This window comes from Chroococcidiopsis sp. TS-821 (assembly GCF_002939305.1).
Lineage (GTDB): Bacteria > Cyanobacteriota > Cyanobacteriia > Cyanobacteriales > Chroococcidiopsidaceae > Chroogloeocystis.
On sequence record NZ_MVDI01000002.1, the window covers coordinates 289,539 to 311,551 of the forward strand.

The 22,013-nt window shown below is 41.7% G+C and carries 18 protein-coding genes and 1 tRNA gene; 11 read left to right on the forward strand and 8 right to left on the reverse strand.

The genetic code is table 11. From position 1 onward, the window contains the following. Window positions 1-85: 85 nt before the first annotated feature. From B1A85_RS08895 to B1A85_RS08905, 3 genes are all read left to right on the forward strand, one after another. On the forward strand, window positions 86-1,855 hold the full coding sequence (locus tag B1A85_RS08895) for a cyclase family protein (RefSeq protein ID WP_104546550.1): 1,770 nt from the start codon (window positions 86-88) through the stop codon (window positions 1,853-1,855). Window positions 1,856-2,037: 182 nt separating this feature from the next. Beyond that, complete coding sequence (locus B1A85_RS08900; protein ID WP_104546551.1) at window positions 2,038-3,186, forward strand: AAA family ATPase; 1,149 nt, start codon at window positions 2,038-2,040, stop codon at window positions 3,184-3,186. A 119-nt stretch (window positions 3,187-3,305) separates the two neighbouring features. Further along, a complete protein-coding gene (locus B1A85_RS08905; RefSeq protein WP_104546552.1) occupies window positions 3,306-4,121 on the forward strand; it encodes a Uma2 family endonuclease in 816 nt (271 codons plus the stop codon). A gap of 7 nt (window positions 4,122-4,128) precedes the next feature. On the opposite strand, the gene B1A85_RS08910 is transcribed toward B1A85_RS08905, so the two are convergent. Next, a complete protein-coding gene (locus tag B1A85_RS08910; protein WP_104546553.1) occupies window positions 4,129-4,449 on the reverse strand; it encodes a TMEM14 family protein in 321 nt (106 codons plus the stop codon). A gap of 134 nt (window positions 4,450-4,583) precedes the next feature. Between B1A85_RS08910 and B1A85_RS08915 the strand changes: the two genes are divergently transcribed. From B1A85_RS08915 to B1A85_RS08935, 5 genes are all read left to right on the forward strand, one after another. Further along, window positions 4,584-5,870, forward strand: coding sequence for an ATP-binding protein (locus tag B1A85_RS08915; protein WP_104546554.1), 1,287 nt, complete (start codon window positions 4,584-4,586; stop codon window positions 5,868-5,870). Window positions 5,871-5,919: 49 nt separating this feature from the next. Beyond that, a complete protein-coding gene (locus tag B1A85_RS08920) occupies window positions 5,920-7,206 on the forward strand; it encodes a tellurite resistance TerB C-terminal domain-containing protein (protein ID WP_104546555.1) in 1,287 nt (428 codons plus the stop codon). Between the two features lie 19 nt (window positions 7,207-7,225). Further along, a complete protein-coding gene (locus tag B1A85_RS08925) occupies window positions 7,226-8,542 on the forward strand; it encodes an ATP-binding protein (RefSeq protein WP_104546556.1) in 1,317 nt (438 codons plus the stop codon). Continuing rightward, entirely contained in the window at window positions 8,539-10,671 is a 2,133-nt protein-coding gene (locus tag B1A85_RS08930) for a DEAD/DEAH box helicase (RefSeq protein ID WP_104546557.1), read from the forward strand. Before B1A85_RS08925 ends, B1A85_RS08930 begins: the two co-directional genes overlap by 4 nt. A 72-nt stretch (window positions 10,672-10,743) precedes the next feature. Beyond that, the gene (locus tag B1A85_RS08935) at window positions 10,744-11,151 is read left to right on the forward strand and encodes a thioesterase family protein (RefSeq protein WP_104546558.1); all 408 of its coding nucleotides are present in this window, start codon (window positions 10,744-10,746) and stop codon (window positions 11,149-11,151) included. 15 nt (window positions 11,152-11,166) lie between these two features. On the opposite strand, the gene B1A85_RS08940 is transcribed toward B1A85_RS08935, so the two are convergent. Genes B1A85_RS08940 through menA form a run of 3 tightly spaced genes read right to left on the reverse strand, consistent with a single transcriptional unit; the run spans window position 11,167 to window position 14,440 of the window. After that, window positions 11,167-12,549: a 2-succinylbenzoate--CoA ligase gene (locus B1A85_RS08940; RefSeq protein WP_246841380.1), complete on the reverse strand. Its 1,383-nt coding sequence runs from the start codon at window positions 12,547-12,549 to the stop codon at window positions 11,167-11,169. Then, window positions 12,519-13,496, reverse strand: coding sequence for an o-succinylbenzoate synthase (locus B1A85_RS08945; RefSeq protein ID WP_104546560.1), 978 nt, complete (start codon window positions 13,494-13,496; stop codon window positions 12,519-12,521). Before B1A85_RS08945 ends, B1A85_RS08940 begins: the two co-directional genes overlap by 31 nt. 38 nt (window positions 13,497-13,534) lie before the next feature. After that, on the reverse strand, window positions 13,535-14,440 hold the full coding sequence (gene menA / locus B1A85_RS08950) for a 2-carboxy-1,4-naphthoquinone phytyltransferase (RefSeq protein WP_104546561.1): 906 nt from the start codon (window positions 14,438-14,440) through the stop codon (window positions 13,535-13,537). A 337-nt stretch (window positions 14,441-14,777) separates the two neighbouring features. Between menA and B1A85_RS08955 the strand changes: the two genes are divergently transcribed. Next, on the forward strand, window positions 14,778-16,181 hold the full coding sequence (locus B1A85_RS08955) for an isochorismate synthase MenF (protein ID WP_104546562.1): 1,404 nt from the start codon (window positions 14,778-14,780) through the stop codon (window positions 16,179-16,181). Here B1A85_RS08955 and B1A85_RS08960 read toward each other — a convergent pair. Continuing rightward, window positions 16,173-17,477 carry a glutamate-5-semialdehyde dehydrogenase gene (locus tag B1A85_RS08960; RefSeq protein ID WP_104546563.1) on the reverse strand — a complete coding sequence of 435 codons (1,305 nt, stop codon included), beginning with the start codon at window positions 17,475-17,477 and terminating at the stop codon, window positions 16,173-16,175. The two genes, B1A85_RS08955 and B1A85_RS08960, sit on opposite strands and share 9 nt — an antisense overlap. Window positions 17,478-17,822: 345 nt before the next feature. Here B1A85_RS08960 and B1A85_RS08965 point away from each other — a divergent pair, with 345 nt between their 5' ends. Further along, window positions 17,823-19,808 (forward strand): M48 family metalloprotease, encoded by a 1,986-nt coding sequence (locus B1A85_RS08965; protein ID WP_104546564.1) that lies wholly within the window; start codon window positions 17,823-17,825, stop codon window positions 19,806-19,808. A gap of 94 nt (window positions 19,809-19,902) precedes the next feature. Here the strand turns inward: B1A85_RS08965 and B1A85_RS08970 are convergent, their stop codons facing one another. Genes B1A85_RS08970 through B1A85_RS08980 form a run of 3 tightly spaced genes read right to left on the reverse strand, consistent with a single transcriptional unit; the run spans window position 19,903 to window position 21,795 of the window. Beyond that, window positions 19,903-20,352 carry a DUF2141 domain-containing protein gene (locus B1A85_RS08970; protein WP_104546565.1) on the reverse strand — a complete coding sequence of 150 codons (450 nt, stop codon included), beginning with the start codon at window positions 20,350-20,352 and terminating at the stop codon, window positions 19,903-19,905. A gap of 12 nt (window positions 20,353-20,364) precedes the next feature. Continuing rightward, window positions 20,365-21,225: a nucleoside triphosphate pyrophosphohydrolase gene (gene mazG, locus B1A85_RS08975; protein WP_104546566.1), complete on the reverse strand. Its 861-nt coding sequence runs from the start codon at window positions 21,223-21,225 to the stop codon at window positions 20,365-20,367. Between the two features lie 9 nt (window positions 21,226-21,234). Beyond that, complete coding sequence (locus tag B1A85_RS08980) at window positions 21,235-21,795, reverse strand: metal-binding protein (RefSeq protein ID WP_104546567.1); 561 nt, start codon at window positions 21,793-21,795, stop codon at window positions 21,235-21,237. Between the two features lie 91 nt (window positions 21,796-21,886). Between B1A85_RS08980 and B1A85_RS08985 the strand changes: the two genes are divergently transcribed. After that, a tRNA-Val gene (locus tag B1A85_RS08985) sits at window positions 21,887-21,959 on the forward strand. Window positions 21,960-22,013: the final 54 nt, after the last annotated feature.

Genomic DNA, 22,013 nt, shown 5'->3' on the forward strand with positions numbered 1-22,013 from the left:
CAAAAAACTCTAATCTGGCGTAATCCTACACTAGCAAGTCAGACACAAATCTGATGCAGATACAGTTACCCATTACCTGTTACCAATGATCTTAGACACCGCTAAATCTTATCTACTCGCAGAAGTTGCACCCTTCGCTAACGAAATCGACACAAACTCCGATATATTACTGAAAGCTCTTAAGGGATTAGGTAATCTCGGTTTACTTGCTCTACGAGTACCGCAACAATGGGGTGGAGTTGGTATTAGCGACCGAGATTTTGCCAGTTTTCAAGAATTGGTAGCTAGGTATTCTGGTGCATTAGCTTTTTTGCAAACACAACACCAAAGCGCTGCGGGGATGTTGATGCAAAGCAGTAATTTGGCGCTACAGCAAGCGTATCTTCCACGCATGGGTAACGGAGACGTTTTACTCGGTGTTGGCTTTTCACATATTCGACGGCTAAAAGATTCCATAATCGCGATACCTGTCACCGGAGGCTATCAAATCGATGGTGTTGTTCCTTGGGTAACTGGTTGGAACTTGTTTGCTGAATTTATCGTTGCTGCAACTTTACCTGATGGTGGTGCTGTTTTTGGGATTGTCCCTTTTGTTGAGACGCAACAAGCTACAGGTGGCGTTATTCGTTTTAGCCCTCCAATGCAACTCGCCGCGATGCGGTCGACAAATACAGTTAGCGCGACTCTTACTCAGTTCTTTTTACCAAGCGATCGCGTTGTTTTTATAAAACCTGCGGGGTGGATTCATGATAACGATATCAAAAATGTGCTGCGCGCAACTCCATTAGCTATAGGATGCGCAATGGCGGGGTTGGATATTGTCAAAGCAACAGCACAAACGAAATCTTTAGCTTTTATTGATGAAGCTTTTGCGGCGTTAGAACGAGAATTGAGTGAATGTCGAGAGGCGATCGCGCAAGCACAACATTCCACATTTACACAAAAAGTACAACTTCGCGCCTGGGCGATTGATTTAGCAGTACGCATTGCATGCGCCGCAGTAACAGTTTCGAGTGGTAGTGCTAATGATACTGCGCATCCAGCACAACGAGTTTATCGCGAAGCGATCGTATACACAGTTTCGGGACAAACTCCCGCAATTATGAAAGCAACTTTAAAGCAATTAACTTCCCCACCGCGATATCACTCAAAACCAACTCAAACCATCTCCTATTCACAAGTCATTCATCTCAGTCACGTAATTCACCCTCATATTCCTCAATGGCTAGGCGATCCGCCTGTCGAATTTGAAACTGTTGCCGAGTTGCATCAAGATGGTTATTACCTCCGACGTTTTGCTTTCGGCGAACATACTGCAACGCATATCAACGCGCCTAAAAGTTTTTACGCTGATGGAATAGGAATCGATCAATATCCTGCGGATTTGTTAGTTGTCCCTGCGGTTGTGTTGGATATCCAAGCGCAAGCAGCAAATCCTGACTACGCGTTGAGCGTTGCTGATATTCTAAATTGGGAGCAACAACACGGTGAAATTGATGCTGGATGCGTGGTGTTACTGTACACAGGCTGGCAAAACAAGTGGTGGGATCGAGTTGCGTTTCTCAATGCTGATGCAGCAGGTAATCTTCATTTTCCAGGATTTAGCCGCGAGGCGACGCAGTTTTTACTACAACGACAAATTGCAGGAGTAGGAATTGATACGCACGGTGTCGATCCTGGACAAGATACCACATTTGCAACAAATCGCTTAGTGTTGGAAAAACCAAGAATTGTCTTGGAAAATTTAACAAATCTCGATCAATTACCCGTACGTGGAACTACGCTAGTAATTGGGATTTTACGCCTACAAAATGGTTCAGGTTCGCCAGCTGCGGTGATGGCATTTGTTCCATAATTGTGAAGTCATTTTTTAAATTCGCATTTTCTTCATCAAGTTTCATCGATTCTTCATCATCACTTCCGTATATTCACTATAGTTGTGGTGCTAGCATAGCTTTTAAATACTAATGAAGCTCCAATTATGGAGTGCTTTATCCCAAAATATACTGAACTTGATATTCTTTAAAATTTCTAACTATGCCTGCAATATTAGAACATAACTTCACACAGGACTTTACTCATTTTGAGCAACACGTTGCTAAAATTTTTCACAAACATGGTTGGATTGTAGAAACTGCTAAACCTAATCAACCTGGATACGATTTAGTTCTTAAAAAGAATCATTGTGTTGCAGCTGTACAAGTCAAATGGCTAAAAAATAATGCAACATCAACACAAATATCAAAGTTTGCTGATTATCTAGATTCGCCTGAAGGTAAGAAGTTTAATGCTGGGATTTTTCTCACAACAAAAGGTTTCGGCGGTCCAGCGCGTGCTTTAATTAAATCTTGGGGCAAAGATAGTAAGATCCGTTGTGGTGTTGCAACTGATAGTAGTTTTAACTTCATAAATGGTGATGTTGAAGTAACGCCACCACATGAACCCCCCAAGCCTGGCAAAATCTATTTCGGTGTGTTTACATGCAAAGGTGGAGTAGGTAAAACAACAGTTGCAGCACATTTAGCAGGTGCATTTGCGTTACAAGGTTTCAACGTTGCACTTGTCGATTTAGATCCTGAAGAAAATTTACAGAAGCTTGTCGGGGATGGTGTTTATGTTCCTAATCCTAAAGGAATAGGAACAACTATTGAAGTATTTAAAGGTGAAGATTGGGATGAAGATGCGGCACGCGATGCCAAGATTGTGATTTTTGATTGTTCGCCAGCAATGGAAAGAAATCATTCCGAGTTGGTAGCAAAATTTGATTATTGTATTATTCCTACAACTTTAAATCCTTTGGGTATTAATAAGCATGGAAAAGTTATTCAAGAAACGGTAAAAGATATACGTAAAATTAATAAAAATGCACATTTATTCGTATTAGTCAATAACTTTAAAGACCCTGGATACAGACGTTTGCAGATTTTGAAAAGATCTTACGCAGATGTTTATAAAGAAACGAGTAAAATAGACGATAAGTTTCACTGTATCGACCCTGAGGAAGTGTGTATTCGTGCAAGCGATCTTCTTTATTACTGGGGTATTCATATATTAGAAAGTCCAGACAATCCCCGTAGTGAATTAGCGTTTAACTTAATTGGTGGAAGATGTTATCCGCGTGAAGATTTTATTAACTTAGCAGATTATATCGAGCAGAAAGCGGGAATTGGAATTTTGCGGGAATAATACTTTTTCAGTTGAGTGGCTAGTGAGTGGTTACTTTTTGCTTAAAATCGCCTTCCTCAATGCTCATCATGTAATATAAATGTACTAACAATGCCAATTTAGCGAGGGAGAGTTTTACGATGTCGTCTACGGAAGAAAAGACAATCTCCCAAGATGTGGGGTGGGATTGGGAACCGCCGATGCCACCCACTGATTTGATATTCGATGATGGTGAACCCTTGGAAAGCAATCGCCACCGTATTGCCATAAATGTCTTGATTCGATCGCTAGAACAAGCTTGGTCGGACCGCAATGACTTTTTTGCAGGCGGTAATATGTTCATTTACTATAGCAGTACTCAAGCACGCAATCGCGACTTTCGCGGACCAGATTTTTTTGTTGTTTTAGATGTTGATGGCACGAAATCGCGTCAAGGTTGGGTAGTGTGGGAAGAAGACGGGCGATATCCAGATGCGATCGTCGAGTTGATGTCGCCGTCAACAGCGGAAGTAGATAAGGTAACAAAGAAAGAGATTTACGAACGCACGTTTAGAACGCCAAATTATTTCGTGTACGATCCTTTTAATCCGAGTTCGCTACAAGGATGGCAATTAGATGCTAGTCACCGCTATCAACCGTTAGAAGCAAACGAACGCGGATGGCTGTGGTGTGCAACTTTGGGCTTTTGGTTAGGTATTTGGGAGGGAACAATCGAGCGAGAAACCGCACCCTGGTTGCGTTTTTTTGATAGTTCTGGCAATTTAGTCTTATTACCCGAAGAAGCAGCGCAAGCAAAAGCGGAACAAGCCACTCAACAAGCTGAACAAGAACGTCTAAAAGCGGAACAAGCTACTCAACAAGCTGAACAAGAACGCCAGAAAGCTGAACAAGAACGTCTAAAAGCGGAGCGCTTAGCAGCACAATTAAGAGCATTAGGAGTAGAACCCGAAGTGTAATCAGTCTTTAGGCGATCGCTCCTAATTGACTTACCATAATGACTAGCGTCAGAACCCCCAATGTCAGCATTAACCCTGCTGGCATAAATTTACGTGTTTTTACGAATCGAATTGTAAATACAACTACTAAAATAGCCGTAACAACTAACGCTAAAAGGAATCCCCAAGCTTGTCCTTGTAGATAAAAAACTCCCCCAGCTATCAGCAATAAACCGCTAATGATTCCCGAAATTAAAGATGCCGTACTTCGAGCTTGCGTGTAACCAATAATACCGCCAATGATGGCAATAATTCCGTAGGCGATCGCTGCAATAATAGCTACATTCATTTCTAAGATCTGATTCCAAGTGCGTTATTTATATCAATGTTTGAAACGCTTTCATAGTAAGCTGTTTTCTACACAAATTATTTAACTATCAGCAGACAATTTACCATAACGGAGGTAAATTGCTATAAGAATTCATGGATAATCACATCAGTAGCTCAATACAAACTTTAAGATGTCAAGCAGCATCGTTGCTACTATATCAATCTGTACTGCATAACGAAGTTGGTCAAGCTTTTTTACATTTATTACAAACACTCAGCAACGGTGGAGATCGAATCAGTTGTTTGCAAGCGTATGGCAACTACTTCAAGGTTTTAGCAGCAAGTAACCAAAGTTGGCAAGACTACCTCATCGCGCAAATTCTGCAAGACGATAACCCCTTCTCGCAACAAGTTCAGCGAACAGACGCCTTACCGCCAGTTCTCTTAACGGCTGCAAAACAAGACTTACAAGCGTTACAGAGTCTTTATCAATGCGGTGGCGAGACTTTGAGTCAGTGGGTACAAGTTGTCACAGGATTACAAACACCACTTGCGGTATGGGATACTCAAGCGCAAGAAACGTACGAAATTCCTTTCCACCAAACAGAAAATTGGGCAAGTCTTGTATCAGATTTAGCTGCTTATTACCGTAGATTTGGCACAGGTTTATTTGTAAATCGTGCTTTACGTTGGCAAGCTGGAGAATTTGTTGCTATTGCACATCCAGATTCGATTCAACTCAATCAACTTGTAGGTTATGAACTGCAAAAAGAAACTTTGCTCAAAAATACCGAGTTTCTTTTATCTGGATATTCTGCCTTACACGTACTGCTTTACGGTAGTCGCGGTTCAGGTAAGTCATCGTTGGTAAAAGCGTTGTTAAATCACTATCAAGACCGCAACTTGCGCTTAATTGAAGTGGCTAAGTCAGATTTAAAAGATCTACCGGAAATTGTTGAAAAATTGCGTAGTGTTCCCCAGAAATTCATTATCTTTGTTGACGATCTTTCGTTTGAAGAAGACGATGACGCGTTTAAAGCTTTAAAAGTTGTTTTAGAAGGTAATTTAACTGCGCGATCGCAAAATGTTGTAGTTTATGCTACCTCTAATCGACGCCACTTGATTCGAGAATTTTTTGACGATCGACCACAGGCGAGAGATCGTGAAGAAGTTCACGTGTGGGATACTATGCAAGAAAAGCTGTCGTTTAGCGATCGCTTCGGTTTGACTTTGACTTTTGAACCCGCAGATCAGAAGACATATCTAAGTATTGTGCGTCATCTCGCCGCGCAAGCAGGAATTTCTCTTTCGCCAGAAGATTTAGAATATCGTGCATTGCAATGGGCAACGCGGCATAATGGACGATCGGGACGTACCGCACGACAGTTTGTTGATTTTCTTAAAGCCGAATTAGCAGTTTTTGGTTCTTCTCAAACCTAACTGTTAATCTGGATGCAGTTTTATAACCATTAAGATAAGCGATCGCGCTATGGTTAACAATCGAATTGTATTAGGTGCAGTTGCCTTTGGTGTCAGCTTTGGAATCAGCTTCCTGGCGAACAGAAACGCAAATCGGGCGTTACTTACAGGTTTAATCACTCTCCCTGCTACCTACGCAGCTGCAATTGTTGTCGATCGGCGTCAAAAACATCGCGAACTACTCGTCTTAGCATCTCAACGCCAGAAAATTCACGAACTAGAAACTCAAGAAGTTAACATGAATCGCATTCTCTCGAATGCAAACTTAAAAAAACAAGAACTAGAAAATAGCATTAATTATCTACAAACCGAGTGCCATCAACTACGCAGTCAGTTTGAAGTTAGGCATCAATATAAAGACGATTTAGAAAAAGAATTAGAGATTTTAAAAACGAGTCTCCGCGAACTTGAGCAAGAAAAAGCAACGCTGTTTGCAGAAAAGAAAGTATTAGAAGAAGATTTTACTACAAAAACACGCTCTAAAGAAGCTTTAGAACAAGAAATTTCTAACTTACATCAGCAAAAATCAACTTTATTATCTCAGTTAGAAAGTTTAAATTCTCAGTATAATCAAATAGTTAAAAAAATACAAATAGAACAAATAAAATTCACGCACCAAAAGTCTGAGTTAGAAGCTGACTTACAAACTTTTAAAGAACAAAAGCGACAAATAGAACTTAAAACTTACATCATTCAAAACCAAGTTGAAAAACTCGAACACCATAAGAAAGAGCTTCAAGAAAAGCTTAACTCCCTCAAAACGGAGAAAGAAGAAGTACGCGCGATTCTAGAAGCGTTACAACTTCAAAAAGAGCAACAACAAACTGAATTACTTGCTTTACAAGAAGAACGAAATCAACTCCAAAGCCAAATTTTAGAGTTTCACCAACAGATAGAAGCTTTAATCGCCGAACCGGTAAGCGACAATCATCAGGAAGATACAGAATTTCCCTTTCTCGAATTAATTGATAGCTTAGAAACACCAGACATAGAAGTTGATCTGTCCCCCGAACTGGCACCAGAGTGGAATGAGTTTATGGAACAGCTTCCTGGGTATCAAATTCAAATTTTAAAAGTTATTTTAGAGCAAAATAACCCAAACCAATTTATTAAAGAAGTTGCCGAATCGAAATTAACAATGCCTGCGCTGTTAATTGATAATATTAATGAACGCGCTATTAATACTATTGGCGATCGCATCATCAATTTTGACTCAAAGCAAGTAGAAATTATCGAAGATTACCGCGAAAATGTGAAACAAGTCATTCAGGTATATGAAGGTATAATGGGTAGCTAACTATAGAGATTTAAATTAAATGTCCAAAAAAATCAGTAAACGAGTTGCGAGTGCTATTATTAACTCTTTGAGTGCTGGCGTTGTACCGAGAATCGGAATCGACAACGTAGCGGTGGGTAGAGAGAAAGAAATCAAAAGTCTTTTGCAGAATTTGGAAGATGTTGCACAAGGAGGTGCTGCATTTCGCTTTATTGTGGGAAACTACGGTTCAGGGAAAAGTTTTATGTTGCAACTGCTGCGCAATCAAGCAATGGAACAAGGATTTGTCGTAGCTGATGCTGATTTATCGTCTGAAAAGCGACTAGCAGGAACAAATCAAGAAGGATTAGCAACTTATCGCGAATTGATGCGAAATATGGCAATTAAAAATCGCCCTGAAGGCGGTGCATTAGTTTCTATATTAGAAGGTTGGATTAATAAAATTCAACAAGAAGTTGCAAAAGAAACCGGAACCCGCCCGCATGACGATCGCTTTGACGATTATGTAGAAACTCGCATTCAAGAAGTTGTTGCAAATATAGAAGGATTAGTTCACGGATTTGATTTTGGTAACGTTATCAGTGCGTATTGGCGTGGATATCGATTAGGAAATGACGATCAAAAAAATGCAGCTTTACGGTGGCTGCGCGGTGAATTTAATACGAAAACCGAAGCAAGATCGGCATTAGCCGAAGTGCGCGTAATTATTGACGATGATACTTGGTACGACTATATTAAATTAATTGCTAAATTTACTGCGGATATTGGTTATCAGGGACTTTTAGTCTTTCTCGACGAAGCTGTACATTTATATCGAATTGCGAATGCGATCGCCCGCGAAAAGAATTACGATAAACTCCTGGCAATTTTTAATGATACGATGCAAGGTAGAGCCGAATCTTTAGGAATTTTTGTGAGTGGTACTCCAAATTTTTTAGAAGACCCCAATCGCGGACTTTTTAAAAACCCTGCTTGGCAACGACGCACTAAAGAAAGCCGTTTTGTAAAACAAGCTGGTATGCAAGATACTTTTAGCCCAGTGGTGCGTTTGACTCCTTTAAATTCAGCAGAAATTTATGCACTTCTACAACGAATAGCTGATGTTCATGCTGTTAATTTTGGCTATGAAGTCAAGTTGAAAAAACAAGATTTTCAAGATTTTGTGCAAGCTGTCGAAAATCGTTTGGGTGCAGAAGCGTTATTAACTCCAGGGGAAATCGTCCGCGACTTTATCGGTGTTCTTAATGTTACCCACCAAAATCCAGCGATCGCATTTTCGCAACTGATTCGCGGTTCAGATTTACACCTAACTTCTAGTAAAGTTGATGCTGACGACGCTGCGGAATTTAGTTTATGAGTCCAGATGCATTTCATAAACTCGCGCCTTTTATCCAGCAATACATATACGATCGCAACTGGAGTGAATTACGTTCAGTACAAATTGCTGCCTGCGAAGTTATCTTTGATACTGACGCTCACTTATTAATTACCGCTGGTACGGCTGCGGGAAAAACCGAAGCAGCATTTTTACCTGTGTTAACTCTACTGCACGAACAACCATCGTCAACGATTGGCGCATTATACATAGGTCCTATTAAAGCATTAATCAATGACCAATTTGAACGGTTAAATGATTTAGTTAAAGAAGCTGATATTCCGGTTTGGCATTGGCATGGTGACGTTGCGCAAAGTCGTAAAAATAAGCTACTGAAAAACCCACAAGGAATTCTCCAAATTACTCCAGAATCTCTAGAAGGGTTGTTACTCAGAAATTACGACTTAACTCGCCTGTTTGGTGACTTGCGATTTGTCATTATTGACGAAATTCATGCTTTTATGGGTTCTGAACGCGGCTATCAAATTCTTTGTCAGTTAGCACGTTTAGAAAATGCTACTTACAATTATCCTCGGAGAATTGGTTTATCTGCAACGTTGGGCGATTACTCTTTGGCAGAAAAATGGCTGGCTTCTGGTACAAATAGAATTGTCATCACTCCTCAGATAACAGCAGAAAAGCGCCAAGTTAAATTAGCTGTAGAACATTTTTACGTTAACGCGCAAGATAGTAGTCATTACTACAAATATATTTTCAATTTAAGTCATTGTAAATGTTTAATATTTGCAAATAATCGTTCGCAAACTGAATCAGTTATCGCCTCTTTGCGTCAACTTGCACAAATAGAAGGATTACCAGATATTTATCACGTACATCACGGAAGTATATCGGCTTCTTTAAGAGAAGCGGCTGAAAAGGCGATGCGCGATACAACTTTAGCAGTGACAGCCGCAACATTAACGTTGGAATTAGGAATTGATATTGGACAATTAGAACGAGTTATTCAGCTAGAAGCACCATTGAGTGTAGCAAGTTTTTTGCAACGTTTGGGACGTACTGGAAGACGCGGCGAACCTGCGGATATGCGCTTTGTTTGTGCAGAAGACGAGTTATCGCTTGAAGCATCGTTACCCGCACAAATTCCTTGGCAACTTTTGCAGTGTATTGCCATTATTCAACTTTATCTCGAAGAACGTTGGATTGAACCGATACAACCCCTGAAATATCCGCTTAGCTTGCTGTATCACCAAACGATGAGCATTTTAGCAGCAACAGGAGAATTGTCGCCTGCGGCTTTAGCCCAGCAAGTTCTTAGTTTACCACCGTTTACTGCGATCTCAAAAGACGACTACAAAATCCTACTACGCTATTTAATCGATCTCGATCATATTCAGCAGGAGTCGGGAAAGTTAATTATTGGTTTAGCTGGCGAAAAAATTATCTCAAAATTTCAGTTTTATGCAGTATTTCCTGACAATGAAGAATATACAGTAAAAACCGATTCTACAGAAATTGGCAGTATTCTAACTCCACCACCTGTGGGAGATCAATTCGGTTTAGCCGGAAGAACTTGGGAAGTTTTAGATGTAGATTTTAAAAGAAAAACAATTGTTGTTAAGCAAGTTACGGGAAGCGCTAGCATCGCTTGGCGTGGGGGAAGCGGTAATATTCACACCAAAGTTTTGCAACGAATGCGTAAGGTTTTATTAGAAGATATAGAGTATAGTTATCTCCAAAAAAATGCACGCGATCGCCTGCAAAAAGCACGACAACTTGCAAAACGAATTGCTTTAGATAAGATTGTGCAAGAAGATGATGCTTGTTATCTTTTTCCTTGGATGGGCACAGTTGCCTATAGAACGTTAGAAAGAGTTTTAAACTACTGCTTGAGAGAAGAATTGGAAATAAAAAGCATGACAGGAATGAATCCCTACTTTCTTAAACTTAAAGGCAAAAAGATGACGCAGCTTTATGATGTTATGACTTCATTAGGCGATCGCCACATTACTACCCAAGATTTAGTAGCAGCAGCTGAAGCCCCAAGAATTCAAAAATACGATGAATTTATCCCACCAGTATTACTACGCAAAGCTTTTACAACCGATTATCTCGACCTTGACGAACTGAAGCAATGTATAGCTGTTTGGTAAGCTACTTATCGAACACTGCGATTGTGAGGTGCGAATGCAGGTTTTCATCTTCCTCAAATTATTTTTCCTAAAATGGCGTTTACTTATCACCGTACTGTTCGCTTTCAAGATACCGATGCAGCTGGTGTTGTTTACTTTGCTAACGTCTTGGCGATGTGTCATGAAGCTTACGAAGCGTCGCTAGCAACATCAGGGTTCGATCTGAAGGTTTTTTTTAGCAATCCTGCGGTGGCGTTTCCGATTGTGCGTGCGAGTGTCGATTTTTTTCGCCCGCTATTTTGTGGCGATTCCTTATCGATTCGCTTGATTCCGCAAAAATTACAAGCAGATTGTTTCACAATTGCTTATGAGGTGATGGCGACGGAAAAGGTTGTCGCAAAAGCAATGACTCAACACGTTTGTATTGATGCGGAAAGTCGAAAAAGGCAAAGTTTATCGGTGGAAATGGAACAATGGTTGCAGCAGTGGGGGGACAGATAGCAGGGATAGATATATCTACTTTTGGAGTAAGGTTAAAGCGAGTTGTTGTAAAGATTGACGATTGATTTTACCTTGGGAGTTGCGGGGTAAGGTGGTGAGGGGAATCCAATGTTTGGGAATTTTGAATTTGCTGAGTTTGCTTTTGAGGGTTGTTTGTAAGGTTGTTGCGGATGTGTTTGATTTGGGAACGTAAATCGCTGTTACAGCTTGTCCCCAGTGAGGATCGGGAATGCCGATGACGCATATATCCGTTACCATTTGGGTATCGCGGATTGCTGTTTCAACTTCGACGGGATAAACGTTTTCGCCACCTGTAATGATTTTGTCGCTGCTACGCCCAATGATGTTTAAATATCCTTGACTATCGAAATAACCTAGATCGTCTAGGGTAAGTTCGGGTTGGGTAAAGATATGCGGATAGTAGCCTAGCGCTAAAGATTCGGCTTGAATTTTAATGTTACCCTGTTGATTGCAAATGGTCACTTGCGCGTGAGGTAAAACTTTCCCACAGTTGGTTTTCCCTTGCAGAAATTCCTCAGGTTTAAGCGTTGCAATCTGCGCAGCGGTTTCTGTCATTCCGTAAGTTAGTGCTAAACGGATGTTTTGGGTTCGGGCTTGTGTTAACAATTCACTCCAAGCTGGCGCACCACCTAATAATACCGTTTGAAATTCTGCTAAGCGATCGCTAAGTGACGATTGCAAAAGTCGTTGTAGTTGTGTGGGTACTAGGGAAATAAAAAAACGTTGTAAGTTCGGATAAATTGCTTGTTCCATTTGCTGGAAGTTTTGAATAACGAGATCGCCCCCACTTAGAAAGGAACGCATAAATTGCATTAGACCGCTAACGTGATACAGTGGCAGTACGCAGTACGAATGAACTTCTTCAAGTTGAAAATATTTTCTAAAACCTGTTACCGCTGCTGTAAGCGTTTCCCAAGTGTGGATCGCAAATTTGATTTCGCCTGACGAACCACCAGTAGGAATCATGATGGAGTTGGGGATAGGTAATCGGCGAAGCTGCTGCACGCCGCCTGTGGTTTCCCAGGCGGAACAGCGGTAATTGGTATTCGTCGTAACTGTGGCAGGGATTTTTAAATGACTTGCTAAGATAATGTCGGGTTGCACTAAATCAATGACTTGTTGCCACTCGTAGTTTCCCCAATCAGGATTACATAGAAATATAGGAAAACCAGCCGTATATGCGGCGATAAAACTTGCTAAAAATCTTACGGGTTCGCGTTCAGCAAGCAGAATTTTCGAATTTTGTGGAGATTGAGTTATTTGTAAATGAATCTCCTCAATTAACTGCGGTAGGCGATCGCTGTTTTCACAAAGCAAATGATTTTTGGTGTAGTTCTTAAAATCTGCTAGTGAGTACTCCATAACCTTTCTAGCCATTGGCTATCTTCTGGTGCAAACAAATGATCGACTCCAAACCCTACCGTCCGATTTGGCGAAGATAATTCCCTTGCAAGTTTCAAAGCTGCTGACTTACCAATTTCTGTTTCAAACACAGAGGAAAAAACCGCGTCAATTTGATATTCACGACAAAACCGACGCAGACGTGAAGGAAACCCCGCGATCGCAGGCTTGATAATAAAAATCCCCCGCCAACCTTTGGCGTAGCATTCTTGTAATTGTTTCAATGTCGCGACAGACTCATCTAAGGCGATCGCGCATTGATAACAGCGACTCAACTCCAACATCGCTGCAAATTCTTCTACCGCTAAGGGTTGTTCTAAATATTCAACTTCTACAGATCCTGCGGGATTTTCTGCAAAGCGATCGCACGTCTGCAACCACAACTGCGCCCGATCGTAACTTAATCCCCCATTCGCATCTAAGCGTAGTTTCGCCGACACGGGTAATTCCATCAGTTTGGCAAAGATTTCTAATTCTTCGGCGATCGCCTCAACGCCAATTTTCCATTTAAAGGTACGATAACCTTTTTCCCACAATTTCCCCCAAGTCTCTAAAGCTGCTTCCCCCGCAGGTAACAACCCACTATAAGTTAAACAAGATTCCCTATCCCTAACTTCCAACGCTGACTCAAATCCAAATTGACACGCGGGTAAAGTATCGGGAATCGTAGCAATCATTCCTTGAGTCACTTTTGGTGGTAGCTGACAGCAAAAATTCCAAGCTTGTTCGATGCTTTCCGAACCGAACCAACTTACAGGAGCAATTTCACCATAGCTTATCTTACCCATCGCATCTATCAAACGCAGAATAATTCCCTCACGCACTTTCCAACTACCGTGACTTGTGTGAAGTGGTGACTGAAACTGTCGTTGGTAGCGACGAAACTCAAACTGGTAAGTTGCTTCCACTGGATAATCAGTCATAGCAGTACCAATTACCAGTTACTAATGACCAGCATGACTTAACCTGCTGCTAGCATAAACCCTAAACCAAGTAGCAAACCGCTCCAAAAATGCATTTCTACGGCTAAGAATTTGCAATTGCTCACTTTTTCGGGTTGATTGTGATATTGCCAAACGTGACGAAATAGCTTGAATGCAAACGGTAAGCTGAGCAAGCTGAGTAACGTCCAAACGGGAAATACGCCGAGAATGACAAATAAACTAACTATGACATAAATACTACCACCAACCCAAGGCAAAAGTTGTGCAGAGCGCTGCGTTCCCATCCGCACAATTGGCGATCGCTTTCCGGCGGCTAAATCGTCTTTTACCTGATGAAAATGCGAACAAAATAAAATTAAACTCGTGACAATTCCCACAATAACACTTGCCGCTAAACTCGTAAGTGACCATGATTGCGTTTGGCTATAATATGCTGCTGCGACTGCCAATGGACCAAAACAAACAAAGCAAATAATTTCACCTAAACCTTGATACCCTAGGCGAAAAGGAGGTCCTTGGTACATATAACCCAACACGCAGCACAGTAAGATAATCCCAACAACAGTTAAATCTTGTTGCCACCAAGCAATTGCTAAAATTCCGAGTAATCCTAACGCTAGAAATAAGTTTCCTAGCCAAAATATAAATGATTTATTTCCTGTTAAATTAACGAGCGAATGAGGTTTATTTTTATCGATTCCAGTTTCTGAATCAAACACATCATTACTCAAATTTTCCCAAGCAAGAATGAATATTGCCGCAGCGATAAAAGTCGAAAATACTGCTGGGTGAAAATATTTAGTTTCAGCAAATGCGACCGCACTTCCTACCCATATTGGCATAATTGCCACGCTATACATTGGTGGTTTAATTGCTGCCATCCATAACTTGGTATTTGGATATTCTATCAGTTTTGTAGTCATTATGTTAGTTTGATTAAACTGCTAAATCGCACAAAAGCTATTATTTTAGTAAACTTTTTTTGTGATAGATAAAAGTTTCGCCGCGTTCGCAGAAAATTATAAAAACTGCTTTGAACATTGTCGATTATTCTGTAACATAAAATGAGATATCAAATGGAAGCGATGATACACCTTGCTAGAAAAGCAGTACACGGTAAAAGCCCTCCTTCGCCTGTCTAGTGTTTAGATTAGACAACAAAGTGGTCGATCGCAGCATGAGTTATGTTACTAGCAATACACCACGATTAATCACAACTTAGGAAGAAAACTTTAAAAAAATTTACTTTTGTCGCCATCCATGCCAGTTTTACCGTGTCACCCGCATACTTTTGTTTACCATAATGAGCTATACCAATTTCTTTCCTATTGTCAACAAAATGCAGCAAATGATTCGCAGATCGTAAGCGTTTCAATCGAACTTGATAGCGTCGATCCATTAGTCGTACTTCAGCAAATAGCCGAACCAAATCAACAGAGTTTTTACTTTGAGAACAAAAGTAAAAACCAAGCGATCGCCGCAGTTGACGCACTAATACAATTACAAACTTGTGGTGCAAATCGCTTCGTCCAAGCCCAACAATTTATTAATTCCAGCCTCGCTCGAACTATCACTGCGGGGACAACCAAAGATGCTGTAAGTCCACACTTCTTCTGTAGCTTTAGCTTTTTTGATGAGATAACGCAAAGCAATTATCCGTTTTCAGCAGCTACAGTTTTTTTACCTCGCTGGCAAATTTCTCGACACCGCGATCGCTGCACATTAGTTGCTAACTTTTTGATAAATGCTGAAACAAATTTGGATAAATTATACCAAAATTGGTGTCAAAAAATTAGAACGATAAATTTCTTAAAACACACATTAACTGCAATCAATAACACTAATTCAATCATCTGCAACAAAGAACAAAATATTAAGAATTTTAAAAAATCGATTATATCTTGCCTAGAGTTAATCGAGTCGAGTTATTTCCAGAAAATTGTTTTAGCGCATCCTCTCGACGTGACGTATGCAAAACCTATAGACTTGTGGCGATCGCTTGACAACTTACGCACGATTCATCCAGGATGCTACATCTTTGCTATCAGTAACGGTAAAGGGCAAAACTTTATTGGTGCTAGCCCAGAACGTTTAATTAGTATCCACAACCAACAGTTAAGCACTGACGCCCTCGCAGGATCGGCACCGCGCGGTAAAACTTTAGCTGAAGATACCATACTAGCCAATAGCTTACTGACAAGCGCCAAAGAAAGACACGAACATCGCGTTGTCAGTGATTTTATTACCCAGTGCTTGGATCAATTGGAAATTACACCGCAAATCTTACCGCCGCGACTGCGGCAACTTACTAATATTCAGCACTTGTGGACGCCAATTCAAGCCCAACTGCCAACGCACGTTCACCCGCTAGAAATCGTTGCGGCGTTACATCCTACGCCAGCGGTAGCAGGTGTCTCGCGCGATGCGGCTTGCACGAAAATTCGAGATTATGAAACCTTTGAACGCGGCTTATACGCTGCGCCTATAGGGTGGTTAGATGCGCAAGGAAACAGCGAGTTTATTGTCGGCATTCGTTCAGCCATGCTCGATCGCGATCGCGCTAAACTTTATGCAGGCGCAGGTATCGTTGCTGGTTCTAATCCCGATCGCGAAGTTGCAGAAATTCAACTCAAACTTCAAGCATTGCTCAAAGCTTTAGTCTAGATCTTTGTGCGCAAACGGTTTGGCATTGTCACCGCTGTAAGTTGCAACAATGTGTCCATTCCCCACAAGTTGATATTTGTAAGTTACCAAACCTTCTAAGCCCACAGGTCCGCGTGGGGGCATTTTTTGCGTACTAATTCCGACCTCAGCACCAAAGCCGTAACGGAAACCATCGGCAAAGCGCGTCGAACAATTATGAAACACGCCAGCCGCGTTGACTTGCGAGAGGAAAGTCGCTGCTGCATCTGCATTCTCGGTGACGATCGCATCTGTATGTCCCGAACCATACTCATTAATATGCGCGATCGCCTCTATTAAAGAATCGACAACTTTAATCGATAAGATTAAATCGCTGTATTCCGTTGACCAATCAGCTTCCGTTGCCGGTGTAATATCGTCTAGAATTTCACGAGTTCTAGCATCGCCGCGTAACTCAACGTTGTACTGTTGCAAAGCTGGGGCGACAAGCGTTAAAAATGCAGGTGCGATCGCTTCATGGACTAACAAGGTTTCAATCGCGTTACACGCCGCTGGATACTGCGTTTTCGAGTCTACAGTAATTGCCACTGCTTGACTTAAATCTGCTGCGCGGTCAACATAAAGATGACAAATACCATCCGCATGACCTAACACCGGAATGCGCGTATTTTCCTGCACAAAGCGCACAAACGAATTAGAACCTCTAGGAATAATCAAATCAACGAATTGATCGAGTTGCAGTAATTCTAAAGTTGCTTCGCGGGTAGTGAGTAGCTGCACAGCATCAGGACTAATTGCAGTTTGCGATAATCCAAGATGAATCGCTTTCACAATTGCCTCACACGAGCGAAGGGCTTCTTTACCACCTTTGAGAATCACGCCATTGCCTGATTTTATCGCCAAAGCCGAAATTTGAATCGCTGCGTCAGGACGAGCTTCAAAAATCACTCCCAACACGCCCAAAGGGCAAGTGACGCGCTTGAGAATCAAACCCTCGTCAAGCTGACGGTGAATCTGCACTTCCCCTACCGGATCGGCAAGTTTCCCAACATCGCGAACTCCGGCGATCGCACTTTGCAACTTTGCCCGATCTAACTTCAACCGATGATACAAAGGTTTTGGAATTCCCTCTTGTGTAGCCGCCGCACAATCCGCCGCATTCGCCGCTAATATTTCATCCGCCGCCGATTCTAACGCTTGCGCGATCGCCTCAATCGCCTGATTCTTCTTTTCAGTAGATAAAACTGCCAATGTTTGCGCGCAGTCACGAGTTTTGCGGGCGATCGCAGTTAAAGGAAGGTCAATTTGAGTAGTCATAAAAACTCACACTAATGACTGCTCTACGATCCTATCAATCACTGCTCCAAATGGGAATTTTAGATTAATTGAAGGAAGGCGGAAGGAAACCACACTTAAAACGTGAGATGAGAGTAAGGATACCTTGTATTTGTGGCTTGTGCATCGCCAGCTAAATTTTTTTTACTTGAGAGGGTTTTACTTCCTACCTCTTACTTGCGACCTTTTGCCTCTACATTCTCTGTACCTTAATCTCTTGTTAAATGTCTTAATTTACACAATCTTCATCAAAATTCCCCGAATTCATTCTATATAACGTTGAAGTTGTGGGTATATATAAAGACAAGAACGTATAGAGGCGAATTTATGTCTCTTCAATTTGAATTATTACAAACTGCTATAGAAGCCTATCAACAACAACGTTACCGCGAAGCAGTAGAAATACTAGAAAACTATTGCAACAGCAGTATCGACCATAACAGTAAATACTATCTACAAGCACAATTTTGGTTAGTCAAAGCGTACCAAAAAACACACCAAAGCCAACAAGCGATCGCGCTAGCAAAACAACTCTCTACCCACCCCAACCCAGAAGCCCAAAAATGGGCAAAACTTGCGCTTGAGTCTTTAAACAATGTCAAACACAGCAAACCCAAACGTGCTGCCCAAGCAGGTATTAAACTTGCTGTAGCAGGTGTTGCTAGTAATTTAACGCTAGCATCCGGCGTAACGATAACTTTGCTTTTAGGAATGGTGTTTGTCTTATTTTTAGCACTGACATTCATCCTGAGTAGCGAAGATCCGGTGAATGGATTAAATATTGCGATTACTGGCACACTTTTATTCAATATTGCAGCCTTTTTCCTATCACCATTCCTTCTGGACTTGATGCAAAATTGGCTGTATCGTACCCGCTGGGTATCTCTTGCAGAAATACAGCAACATAGCCCAGAAGCCGCCAGAATCATTCAGCGCATCTGTGGGCAACAAAAGCTAAAACAGCCCCGATTGGGAATTATCGACGATCAAAATCCTACCGCCTTCACCTACGGTTCATTACCCAATACAGCGCGATTAGTCGTCAGCCAAGGACTTTTCACCTACTTAGAAGACGAAGAAATTGCCACAGTCTACGCGCATGAACTCGGTCACATTGTCCACTGGGACTTTGCGGTAATGACGCTTGCGTCAACCTTAGTGCAAATCACTTACTTAATTTATACCTTTGCTCGCAGGTTAGGAAGAAGCGGTGGTGAAAAAATCAAAAATGCCGCAGGTACAGCTGCACTAGCAGCCTATGTGTTTTACCTAGTCGGAACTTATTTACTTCTTTATCTCTCACGTACGCGCGAATACTACGCCGATCATTTCGCGGCTGAAACAACAGGAAATCCCAATGCACTATCTCGCGCTTTAGTCAAGATTGCTTATGGAATCTTAGAAGAAAGCAAACACGCTGCTGAACCGAGTCGCTTAATTGAAGGGACTCGTGCGTTAGGAATTTACGACGCTAAAGCTGCAACAGCAACCGGAACCGCGTATCGCATCGCGCAACCGCAACAACTAGGGCGTGTTTTCTTGTGGGATATGTTTAATCCTTGGGGTTGGTTTATGGAATTAAATTCTACTCACCCCCTTACTGGAAAACGCGTCCGTGCCTTAAGTACTTATGCCGAACAACTAGGATTAGAAACAGAATTCGACCTTAGTCGCGTTGTTGCTGAGGGTAAAAGACTTGATAAGAAAAAGCTCTACGGTAACTTTGTGTTAGATGTGTTGCTTTACGCTGCGCAAGCAATCGGAGTTCTGTGTGGTTTGATTGTTGGTATATCTTTAGTTTCCGCCAAAGTTGCCAGTGGAACAGTCGTCCTGGCAACAGTTTTAATTGGTTTTGGTGTAGGAACTTTAATCAAAACTGCGGTAATGTTCCCTAATTTCCAATTTGCTGCGAGTTTTGATGTTCTGGAATTGATGTCTAATCCTTACGCAAGTCCCTTACGCGGTAAACCTGTTCAAATCCAAGGTGAATTAATCGGGCGTGGTGATGCTGGTTATCAATTTGGTTCTGATTTGAAGCTACAAGATCGTACAGGGATGATTTATCTACGCTATGCTTCGCGTTTTGGTTCGTTTGGAAACTTCTTGTTTGGTATGAACCGCGTTAAGAACTTAATTGGTTCTTCAGTGAGTACCGTTGGTTGGTTTCGCCGTGGTGTTATGCCCTGGCTAGATTTAGCACAGCTACGTACTGATGCAGGTACCGTTGTTAACAGCTATCACCGCTTTTGGCTATATTTTACGGGCACTGGAGCAATTATTTTAGGTGTATTGGTACTACCAATGCTTGCTTAACTTAACAGTAAACTGCGATCGCGTTATTTCTGTATTGTTGGTGCATTTATGGGTAACTCATTTCATTAGCGCGATCGCTTCTATACCCCAATTTCTACAAATATCGCATATTGACTCGAATCGTCGTATCTCCCTCGACACTGAAACTAGCATTATTAAACTTTGGCGCACCTATTTTGATAGGAGGATTATTAGAAATTGCAAAACCTTCTCTCGGAATACCTAAGAAGTTTGTGTTGAGTTTTTGGTCGTTATTTTCATCATGAAATACTGTTACCGCATAAGTCCCAGATTGTAATCCGCGAAACTCTGCTACAACTGAAGACCGTTGCGCATTCGTGCAACCACTTTGAATCACACCCGCATCACTCTGCGGGAAACCTTTGTCTTTATCGTAAAGTCTAAAGCAAACTTGACCTCTAGGACGAGCAATTCCGTCTACAACTACGGTTAATTTGTGGCTTGGTTGGGCTAAGGTTGTACTGGCAATCAAACTTGTAGAAGTTGCGATCGCCAAGCTGAAAACTTGCAATATTTTTACCATAAAATATGAAAACTAAACCGTATCCTCAGAAGGCTGGACTTTAGCTAATTTGGCTTTAGCTTGTTGCCATAAATTTTCTAATTCTTCCAGCGTATACTCTGACAAAGGACGCTCTGCAAAAGTTTCCATTTGGATGATACGTTGAACAAATCTCTGGTTCGTTCCTTGCAATGCTGCGTCAGGATCGAGTTGATACCATCGTGCCAAGTTAATAATCACAAATAATAAGTCACCAAGTTCGGCTTGTTGTTCTTCTAATGATTTGTGCGCGATCGCTTCTTGAAATTCGGCAAGTTCTTCGTAATATTTTGCCCACACGCCCTCAACGTTTTCCCACTCAAATCCCGCCGCCGCTGCTTTGTGGGAAATTTTCATTCCTGCTAGAAGTGGTGGTAACGATCGCGCGTAGCGACTGAGTTTGTGACTCAACTTTTGCGCATCAGTTGGTGATGTGCCTTTTTCGGCTGCTTTGATTTGTTCCCAATTTTGCCGCACTTGATCGACATTTTGAACGCTAACGTCTCCAAAGACATGCGGATGACGGCGAATCAGTTTTTGCGTAATTCCTTGCGCCACCTCTTTGAGGCTAAATTGACCACTTTCTGAGGCAATTTGGGCTTGCAACACAACTTGTAAGAGTAAATCTCCAAGTTCTTCTGCGATCGCTTTTCGATCTTGAGTGCGAATTGCCTCTACGACTTCGTAGGCTTCTTCAATTACGTAAGGAATTAACGTTTCCGGTGTTTGTGCTAAATCCCACGGACAACCACCATCAGGCGATCGCAGTTTGGCTACGACATTGATAAGTTCTTGTAGGGCTACCAAAGTTTCGTCAGTAGCTTGCAGTTGATTTGGTTTTTGAGGGTGAGTCATCCGAAAACGCTATTTACGACGTTTGACTTGTGTTGAGCTTCGTTTACGTTTCTTCATTTTGGCACGATTTTGTTGTCTGCGCTTGTAGGCAGAACTACTCCAATCACTGATTGAATGACTCATTGCACCTAATTCGAGTCCGAGAAACAAGTAAAGCCATTCCGTCGAATTTTGCAGCAGCGATCTCCGACTTTGGGCAACCAGTTGTTGCCAACTTAATTCCACTCCCCAAATCAAATGCACCACTCCTAGAATAAAAATCCCCATAAACGCTAGCCAAATACCTAAATACAGAACCCGCAGCGTTGTCCCAATCAGGAACCCATGCGAAAATATTGACCGATGGCGGAGAGCTTTTTGGTAAGGTCGCCAAATCCACCGCAAGTAACCCCAACGTTGGTATTGTCTAGAGTACAGATCCAAATCTGGACCAAACATTAAGCCACTAAAGAGATAGGCTCCAGCCACAATTAAGGTTAAGTTACCACTTTGAGTATGGAAAAAAGTGACACCACTAACTAACGGCAAGCCCCATAAAGTAATGCGATCGTGCGTTCCACCAGAGGGCATTGAGTTTAAAGACAATCGTCAGCAAAATATTTTTCAAAAATACTAGCTTTTCTGCCAACAATTTGCTACCATGAATACTCGCGTACAAAACGGGCGGTTAGCTCAGTTGGTAGAGCGCCTGCCTTACAAGCAGGATGTCACTGGTTCGAGTCCAGTACCGCCCATATAATCTTGTTTTGTAGTCATCTTAACAAGTTAGCATTTAGGCGTAAAAGTCA